General features: G+C 64.6%; 10 protein-coding genes. All 10 read left to right on the top strand.

Annotated features, from left to right (window positions below; genetic code table 11):
• A partial coding sequence (locus RMN95_RS15860; RefSeq protein ID WP_309617876.1) for an SdrD B-like domain-containing protein occupies positions 1-879 on the top strand: 879 nt, incomplete at its 5' end.
• Positions 880-1,101: 222 nt separating this feature from the next.
• A complete protein-coding gene (gene dnaK, locus RMN95_RS15855) occupies positions 1,102-3,006 on the top strand; it encodes a molecular chaperone DnaK (protein WP_309617875.1) in 1,905 nt (634 codons plus the stop codon).
• Between the two features lie 2 nt (positions 3,007-3,008).
• Complete coding sequence (locus RMN95_RS15850) at positions 3,009-3,731, top strand: nucleotide exchange factor GrpE (protein WP_309617874.1); 723 nt, start codon at positions 3,009-3,011, stop codon at positions 3,729-3,731.
• 31 nt (positions 3,732-3,762) lie between these two features.
• A complete protein-coding gene (locus RMN95_RS15845) occupies positions 3,763-4,755 on the top strand; it encodes a DnaJ C-terminal domain-containing protein (protein ID WP_309617873.1) in 993 nt (330 codons plus the stop codon).
• A gap of 27 nt (positions 4,756-4,782) precedes the next feature.
• Positions 4,783-5,205, top strand: coding sequence for a heat shock protein transcriptional repressor HspR (locus tag RMN95_RS15840; RefSeq protein WP_309617872.1), 423 nt, complete (start codon positions 4,783-4,785; stop codon positions 5,203-5,205).
• Positions 5,175-6,299, top strand: a complete 1,125-nt coding sequence (locus RMN95_RS15835; RefSeq protein WP_309617871.1) for a methyltransferase — start codon at positions 5,175-5,177, stop codon at positions 6,297-6,299. Before RMN95_RS15840 ends, RMN95_RS15835 begins: the two co-directional genes overlap by 31 nt.
• A 117-nt stretch (positions 6,300-6,416) precedes the next feature.
• On the top strand, positions 6,417-6,914 hold the full coding sequence (locus tag RMN95_RS15830) for a MarR family transcriptional regulator (protein WP_309617870.1): 498 nt from the start codon (positions 6,417-6,419) through the stop codon (positions 6,912-6,914).
• Between the two features lie 48 nt (positions 6,915-6,962).
• On the top strand, positions 6,963-7,493 hold the full coding sequence (locus RMN95_RS15825; RefSeq protein WP_309617869.1) for a hypothetical protein: 531 nt from the start codon (positions 6,963-6,965) through the stop codon (positions 7,491-7,493).
• Positions 7,490-8,593: a Kiwa anti-phage protein KwaB-like domain-containing protein gene (locus RMN95_RS15820; protein WP_309617868.1), complete on the top strand. Its 1,104-nt coding sequence runs from the start codon at positions 7,490-7,492 to the stop codon at positions 8,591-8,593. Before RMN95_RS15825 ends, RMN95_RS15820 begins: the two co-directional genes overlap by 4 nt.
• 303 nt (positions 8,594-8,896) lie before the next feature.
• The coding region (locus RMN95_RS15815) for a hypothetical protein (protein WP_309617867.1) at positions 8,897-9,198 on the top strand (302 nt) is incomplete at its 3' end.

The raw sequence follows: 9,198 nt of genomic DNA, 5'->3' as shown, positions 1-9,198 counted from the left end.
CCCACCTTTGATCCCGACGGCGGTGCGGATGGCGCCTCGCGGCTCAGCCTCGCCGGTGGCGCGACCAACCTCGACCAGGACTTCGGATATCGCGGTACTGCGGGCGTCGGAGATCTTCTGTGGCTGGATGTCGACGCCGATGGCACGCAGACCGGCAACGAGCCCGGGCTGGCCGGTGTCGTGGTTACCGTCCGTTCCTCCGGCGCCGATGGCATCCAGGGAACGCCGGATGACATCGTGGTCGTCACCACGACCGATTCCTCGGGCCGCTACCGCGCGCTCGGACTTCCGGCCGGAGATGTGGTGGTCTCCTATGACCCCACCACACTGCCCGCGGGGTACGTACCGGCGTCTGACCTGGATGGGGGTAGCGCATCCAGCGCCGTTGCGACGCTCAGCAGCGGGGGTACCCGGTTGGATGTCGACTTCGTCGTTGTCGGAAACGCTGCGCTAAACGGGGTCGTGTTCGACGATGTCAACGGTAACGGCGTTCGCGATCCTGGTGATCGCGGGATTTCTGGCGCTCGAGTTGTCGTTATCTGGAACGGCCCCGTCGGGCCGGTCACGATCATCGTCACGACGGACGCCACGGGTGCCTGGAGCAAGAGCACGTTGCCTCCAGGCACCTACACGGCGACCATCGACCTCGCTTCTGTGCCTCAGGGCTACCGCCCGTCGACCGGCACCACGTCTACGGTGAATCTGCCTGCTGGTGGGGTGCGGTCGTTCGTTCAGGGACTGACCACCCTGTCCCTGGCCCTGACGGGCCTGGCCACTGTGGGAGTGCTGTACCTCGCGGGATCGCTGCTCGCGGCCGGGCTGCTGGTGATTGCCGGAGTCTACGTACGGCGTCGGCGTGGGGTTGTCGTCCAGCGCTAGCGCCACGCCGGTGAGGTGAAGGCGCTGAGGTGATGGCGCTGGGGTGAAGACGCTGGGGTCAAGACTTGAGTCACTTACACTCAAGTTTCAGCTAACGAACTTGACACGGGTCATCCACTGCATCAAACTTGACACAGCGCGGCTCAAGTTGCTGCATTCGGCACCAAGCATCTGTGGATGAAATAAATATCTGTGGACGAAATAAATAGGGAGTAAGAGCACATGGCTCGAGCAGTAGGAATCGACCTCGGAACCACGAACTCTGTCGTGGCCGTCCTCGAGGGTGGAGAACCCACCGTCATCGCCAACGCAGAAGGTTTCCGCACGACCCCATCGGTTGTGGCCTTCACCAAGGACGGGGAGGTGCTGGTCGGCGAGACCGCCAAGCGCCAGGCCGTCACGAACGTCGATCGCACGATCGCGTCAGTCAAACGCCATATGGGCACGGACTGGAAGCAGGACATCGACTCCAAGAAGTACACCGCCCAGGAGATTTCGGCACGTATTCTTGCAAAACTGAAGCGCGACGCCGAGCAGTACCTGGGCGAGCCCGTCACCGACGCGGTCGTCACCGTCCCCGCATACTTCAACGACGCGGAGCGCCAGGCCACGAAGGAGGCAGGCGAAATCGCGGGCCTCAACGTGCTGCGGATCATCAATGAGCCGACTGCTGCCGCCCTCGCTTACGGGCTCGATAAGGGCAAGGAAGACGAGCTCATCCTGGTCTTCGACCTCGGTGGCGGAACCTTCGACGTTTCACTCCTCGAAGTGGGTAAAGACGATGACTTCTCGACCATCCAGGTCAAGTCGACCTCCGGTGACAATCGCCTCGGTGGAGACGACTGGGACCAGCGGGTCGTCGACTACCTGATCCAGCGCTTCAAGGATTCGACCGGTGTCGACGTCTCCAAAGACAAGATCGCCAAGCAGCGCCTCAAGGAGGCCGCCGAGCAGGCCAAGAAGGAACTGTCGAGCCAGACCAGCACCACGATCCAGTTGCCCTACCTCTCTCTCACGGAGAACGGCCCGGCCAACCTCGACGAATCGCTCACCCGCGCCAAGTTCGAGGAACTCACGGCAGACCTGCTCGAGCGCACCCGCAAGCCGTTCAACGATGTCATCAAAGAGGCCGGCGTGAAGCTTGCGGATGTCGCACACGTCGTGCTCGTCGGTGGATCCACTCGCATGCCGGCCGTCGTCGAACTCGTCAAGAAGCTGACCGGAGGCAAGGAGCCCAATAAGGGCGTCAACCCGGATGAGGTCGTCGCCGTCGGAGCAGCGCTCCAGGCCGGCGTGCTGAAGGGCGAGCGCAAAGACGTGCTGCTGATCGATGTCACGCCCCTGAGCCTCGGTATCGAGACCAAGGGCGGCATCATGACGAAGCTCATCGACCGCAACACCGCGATCCCGACCAAGCGCAGTGAGACGTTCACCACCGCCGACGACAATCAGCCGTCCGTGGCCATCCAGGTGTTCCAGGGCGAGCGTGAGTTCACCCGCGATAACAAGAACCTGGGTACGTTCGAGCTGCAGGGAATCGCACCGGCGCCCCGGGGCATCCCGCAGGTCGAGGTCACGTTCGACATCGACGCCAACGGCATCGTGCACGTGTCCGCCAAGGACAAGGGCACCGGCAAGGAGCAGTCGATGACCATCACCGGCGGCTCGTCGCTGTCGAAGGATGACATCGAGCGCATGGTTCGCGAGGGCGAAGAGCACGCGGCCGAAGATAAGGCCCGTCGCGAGACTGCCGAGGTTCGCAATACCGCCGAGCAGCTTGCTTACTCGACCGATAAGCTCATCAAAGAGAATGAGGACAAGCTCCCCGACGACGTGAAGAGCGAAGTACAGGCCGATGTGGATGCGCTCAAGACGGCGCTCGCAGGCGACGATGAGGCGGCCGTCAAGACCGCATTCGACGCCCTGAGCGAGAGCCAGCAGAAGCTCGGACAGGCCATCTACAGCGCCTCGCAGGATGGCTCGGCCGATGGAAGCGCCGACGGCGAGGGCACGCAGGAGCCCGCGGCCGAGGGCAGCGACGAAGACATCGTCGATGCCGAGGTCGTAGACGATGAGGAGCCTTCGACGGGTTCCGAGTCGAAGCCATCCTCGAAGCCCAAGAAGTAGCGATGGCGAACAAGAAGAACAACGACGCCCACCCTGAAGAGCCCCGGGATCCGGACGAATCCAGACGGGCGGACGAGCCCAGAATCCGCGATAAGCGGCGGGTCGACCCCGAGACCGGTGATGTTCGCGACGCAGCTGATCGGGACGGCGCTGGTCGAGACGGCGCTGCCAGGGGGGATGCCTCTGAATCGGCACGGGCATCCGCCCCGGCGGCGGCTAAGTCGGGCAGGGGCAAACCTGGCGCAACCGGTGGCGAGGATGCACTGTCGCCCGACGACCAGGCGCTGCTCGACCAGGCGGCGACCGATCTCGTCGCCGAGATGCGCTCGGACATGAAGCGGGCGCAGGCGGAGCTGGTCAATTTCCGCACTCGTGTGGAGCGTGACCGCGCCGCCAACCGAGAGGCCGTCATCGCCGAGGTCATACGTTCGTTCCTGCCTGCGCTCGATGATCTGGCGCTCGCGGAAGCGCATGGTGACCTGGTCGAGGGTGCGCCGTTGACGATTGTGGCCCAAAAGCTGCGCGCGTCATTTGAGAAGTATGGCCTGAGGGAGGTTGGCGAGAAGGGCGAGCTTTTCGACCCGGCCTTCCACGAGGCCGTCGTGCAGCTGCCCAACCCCGAGGTGACCGTCAACACCATTGCCGAGGTGATTTCGGCGGGCTACGTGCTCGGTGACAGGCTGGTTCGCCCGGCTAAGGTCGCCGTCTTCGTTCCGGCAGAATAAGTGTTGCGGCAACGCAGGCAGGAGCGACACGATGGCGAGCCAGGACTGGTTTGATAAGGATTTCTATGCGGTTCTCGGCGTTCCCAAGACCATTACTCCGGCGGATCTGAAGAAGACCTATCGCAAACTCGCGCGGCAGCATCATCCGGATTCAAACCCGGGTAATGCGAAGGCCGAGGCGAAGTTCAAGGAGATCAGCGAAGCACATTCGGTGCTCTCCGATCCGGAACTACGTAAGGAGTACGACCAGATTCGCGCGATGGGCTCGGGCGCCCGCTTCTCGGCGGGTGGCCAGCAGGGTGGTGGATTCGAGGACGTGTTCGGCGGAATGTTCGGACAGCAACAGCGCCCACGCTCTCAGGCGGGCGGACCCCAGTCCAGCGCCTCTTTCGAAGATCTTCTGGGCGGAATGTTCGGTGGTGGCGGTTTTGGTTCGACCAGCGGCGGATTCCGCGGGGCGGGCGGCCCGACCAGGGGTCGCGACCTCACCGCCAGCACGACCCTCGACTTCGTGACGGCAATTCGGGGCGAGACGATCAAACTGCAGCCTGCCGGTGCGAGAGCCATCAACGTCAAGATCCCTGCCGGGGTCAGCGATGGGCAGAAGATCCGCCTCAAGGGCAAGGGCGAACAGAGTGCTGACGGGGGCGCCGCCGGTGACCTCGTGCTCTCGATCTCGGTGCGCAAGCATCCGGTATTCGAGCGCGACGGGCTCAACCTGCGCGTGGTTGTGCCTGTCACCTTCGTGGAGGCGACGCTCGGGTCGACGATCGAGGTGCCGACGCTGGGCGGTGATCCCGTGAAACTGCGGGTCGCGGCAGGCACCCCGAGCGGCCGGATCCTGCGCGTGAAAGAGCGGGGAGTGGCATCCACTAAGGGCACCGGCGATTTGCTCGCCGAGATCATGGTGGCAGTTCCGGGTAAGTTGACGGATGACGCGCTCAAGCATCTCGAAGCGTTCGCGGCCGCCATGCCGACCGAGAACCCGCGTGACGAGCTGCTCGAGAAGGCCGCGTCGGCCTGACTGCCGTCGGATGATGAGTGACCCCTGATGGACGAGTTCTCGCCGCTGTTTGCGATCGCCATCGCCGCTGAGCTTGCGGGGATGCATCCGCAGACGTTGCGGCAGTACGACCGCATCGGGCTGGTGAGTCCCACTCGCACCGCGGGGCAGTCGCGCCGCTACTCGATGCGCGACGTGGTGCAGTTGCGCGAGATCGCCGCTCTGAGCGCGCAGGGGCTGAATCTCGAGGGCATCAGGCGCATCCTGGAACTGGAGAACCAGGTGACAGAGCTGGGTGCCCGCGTGCGCGAACTTGAGCACGCACTTGCGAACGAGATGCTCGCACGTCCGGGTCGGCGGGTGTTTGCCGCGGGCGCGGAGGGCGATGTGGTGTCGTTGCGTGCGGGTGAGCGGTCGAAGCGCTCCAATGCGGTGGTCGTGTGGCGTCAGCTTGGGCAGCGCTCGGAGTGAGCGCGTTCAGCTTCGACGACCTGCGCCGCTGGCCCGACTTCGAAGCCCCAGAGCTTCGGGCATGGGATGCGGCAGACACTCTGATTCTCAACGAGGCAGGCGCCCTGCTGCCCGGTGCCGAGGTGACAGTAATTGGCGACGATTACGGTGCGCTCACGCTGGGAGCTCTTGACCGCGGGGCGGTCAGCGTTCGCGTGCACCAGGATCGCCTTTCGGCCGAACGTGCGCTCGCCGCCAATGGTGACGGTGACTTCCGTTCGCTTCCGCTGGAGGCGGCGCTCCTCGACGGCGCAACTCTGGTGCTTCTCAGGCTGCCCCGCTCGCTTGACGCACTCGACGAGATCGCGGCTCTCATCGCGGCGCACGCTTCCCCCGGCGTTGTCGTGATCGCTGGCGGGCGCATCAAGCACATGACGGTCACGATGAACGAGGTGCTTGGGCGGCACTTTGGTCGAGTGGATGTCACTCACGCCCGCCAAAAATCGCGGTGCCTCGTCGCCCGCCAGCCGCTTGCGGGGCCGTTCGTTGAGCCACGACGAAAGTTCCACGCCGACCTCGGGCTGTGGGTAGTCGCGACCGGCGGCGTCTTCGCCGGAACTTCGGTCGACATCGGCACCCGCGCGCTGCTCGGGGTGCTCGACCGTGTCGGTTCGTTCCAGTCGGCCGTCGATCTGGGCTGCGGCACGGGGCTCCTGGCGGCCTCCCTCGCGCGGCAGGCTGCTGCGGGGGGTACCGAGGCACGGGTGCTGGCCACAGACGAGTCGGCTGCTGCCGTGGCATCCACGACTCTGACGATGCGGGCGAACGACCTCGACGTGATGGTGACTCGGGATGACGCGGGCTCCAGGGTGGCGGATCGTAGCGTTGACCTCGTGCTGTTGAACCCGCCGTTTCACACCGGGGCTGCCGTGCATTCGGGAGTTTCGACGAAACTGTTCGAGGCAGCATCGCGGATGCTCCGGCCCGGCGGCGAGCTGTGGACCGTGTTCAACTCGCACCTGGACTACCGGCCCACTCTCGAGCGGACCGTCGGGCCGACGAGCCAGGTCGAGCGAACGCCCAAGTTCACAGTGACGCTCTCTCGGCGGCGCTGAGTCGTGGTGCTAATGTCGTTCAAAAATCGAACGATGTACCCATTTTTGGGGGCGCGGGTGCGGCCATTGGCCCCGTACTCTTGGGGGGCGCCTTAGTTGGCTGACACGGGGGCAGTAATGAGCGAATCACAGCCGGTCGACAGCGGGATCCTGTCGGATTCGGCACTGGAGCTTGCCGGGGCAGTCTCGACGCTCGTTCAGGGAGTCGAGCACCTTCGACACCGCATCGCCGAGTCGGAGGGGTTGAGCCGCACCGAGTTTCGCGCCATCGCGCGGGTGGGGGAGTTTCGACAGCTGACACCGAAAGCACTCGCGCAGTCGCTCGAGTTGACCAATGGCGCCGTCACGGCCGTCACGGATCGCTTGGTCGCATCGCGGCTGATGGAGCGGGTGCCCCATCCAGATGACCGTCGCAGCGTCCTGCTCCAACTCACGCCCATCGGTGGGCAAATCATCGCTCGCATCTCGGATGTGTATCGAGCAGCGATTGCTGACGCGACATCCACCGAAAGCATCCGGATGATGAGTCAGATCGACGGCTTCCTGCGTCGCCTGGGTTGCGGCCTGCGTGATGTTCGGATTCCGGATGCTCCGGTGCCCGACTCTCACGCCTGAGCGACTCACCGCTCGCCAATGTCTCCGCGGGCGCATACCCTCGGAGGGATGAGAGTTACCGCCATTGGGATAGGTCTGCTCGCTTCGGCGTTCAGCCCGCTCCTTGTTGCCCTCGCCCTCCTGGTGCAACCGCTCCCGGGGGTCGGGCTTAACATCATCCTCGCCGTGGTGCTCGCCCTACCCATACTGCTTCTGGGGCTGGTGTTGCGGGCGACCGGTACCCTTCCTCCCGAGCGGATTTTCGCGCGCGCGGCGGCACCGCGAGACATCGACACGATAGCTCTCGTCGCCTCGTACCTTGCGCCCATCGCGATCGCGCTGTTCGCAGTCGACTTGCCGCGGCTGGTGGCGATGGCGATCATGCTGGTGCTCCTGATGGTCGTCTATGTGGGCGCCGAGTTGTTCTACCTGAATCCTCTGCTCGCGTGCTGCGGCTTTCGGCTGTACCAGGTGGTCGACGACGCCACCGGCGTTACCGTCGCAGTGCTCACCCGCCGCCGGGGCCTCGGTGCCGGCGGTGTCATCAATGGCCAACTGATAGCGCCCAACACCTACATCGAACTGGGGAGTAGACGATGACCGATACCCGCGCCGATAGCAGCAGCGGGCCCGCCCGCACCGCAGATCTTGAGACCAACTCGGTTGAGGCCACCTCGCTCGAGACACTTCGGGTCGAGCTCACCGCGGCGATTCATGCAATCCAGGTGGATGCCGCGGCCAGCAACTTCCTCGTCAGGGGGCGGTCGCTCAGCGACAGTGCGCCTCGTGCGATTACCTTCGACCAGCAGACCACGATGGAGGTCGCGGCCGACGTCCTCTCTTACGCCGAAGCGATTCTCGCGAAGCAGTGGCTCGCGTACGACCCGTCGTACCAGCTCGCCTCCAACCAGGCCCTGGTCGACGAGTTGGGCGAGGTTCCCGAACTCGGTCGCCTTCACTCGGCGCTGCAGGCCGCACCGCTCGATTCAACTCCGCCTGCTTCAACTCCGCCTGTTTCGACTGGGCCTGCTTCAACTCCGCCTGTTTCAACAAAGGATGACCCGCTCAACTCGCACGTGGTCGCCACCGTGCATCGTGCATGGAAATCCCCCACCCTGGGGCTCACCGCGTACCGCCTCAAGGGCCCGGGGATCGCCACCCGTCGGCCACGCGGCATCCGGATTCTGGTGCCTCGGGGCGGGATTTTCGAGCGGATCGACACCGAGGTCGTGTACTACGAGCCGGGGTTTGACGCCCTCGTGTTCGGGGATCACGTGTTCGTCACCTCGATCACCACCCTGCAGCGCTCACTCGGCTCGACGCAGCGAGCCCGCGCGATGGCCACCAGGACGTTCGCGAGAGCTACCTCGAAGCTCGCCATCGAGGGCGCAGATGAGCTGGCGGCGGCGGTCGCCACCGATCCCGCGATGGTGGCGAAAATGGCCCAGCTGTCGCGCATCCTGGATAACGAGCTGGAGTATGCGGCGCTGCTCACCACCGACCGGATCCTGGCGTTTCTCGACCGCAACCCTCATGTGCCGATTGCCACTACGGGCACTGGAAGTGAGCGCAGGCTGCTCTTCGAGGCGAGCCCCCAGAAGCGGTATCTCATCGTCAAGGCGCTCGCCGACGACTATCTGCGGTCCGAACTATCGCAGCGTACCTATGAGGTGGGCAGCAAGGTGCAGCTGCCCGACTAGCGTCCTGCGCCGGTAGTTCGTTGGAGAAGTCGTCATCCGCTCATCGTCTGCGCTGTTTCGGGGCGACTGCGGTGTGGCGCGCGTACGCACTTGTCCCAAAGGTGCGCAGAAGCCGCGAGGGAGGCGGGCGGCGCACGCAAGACGGGCCCGACCTACGGCGAGGGCCGTTTCGGTCGCGGTGACCAAACCTCACCAGCGAATTTCAGACGCTGCCCGACTAGGTAGCCACATACTGGTGTGATATCTCACCGCACTGGTATCGTGACCGCGCTAATTCCCCAAGAGACAGAGAAGAGCACACCCGTGACCGATCCGAACTACCAAACCCGGCTGATGGTGCCGCGGGTGCCCAAGCCGCCACTAGAGCCCCGTCAGAAATCGGGGGCACGCACCGCGGGAATCGTCGGATTCCTCCTGCTCAACCTGGGCTTCAGCCTGCTGTGGATTCCGCTCGCACTGCTTGCCGTCGTCGGGGTCGTGACTGTCATCCTCACGTCAATTGACCGCGCCTGGACCGACGACGGTAGGTTCTACGAGGGCATACGCGGTCTCGTGGAGTCCTTCAACCCCGGTGCTCTGGTGGTGCCCTTGCTGCTCGTGGCCCT

Source organism: Salinibacterium sp., from assembly GCF_031364185.1.
Taxonomy (GTDB): Bacteria; Actinomycetota; Actinomycetes; order Actinomycetales; family Microbacteriaceae; genus Rhodoglobus.
Note: the sequence above shows the minus strand (reverse complement) of the source record. Positions and strands in the feature narration are given on the sequence as shown.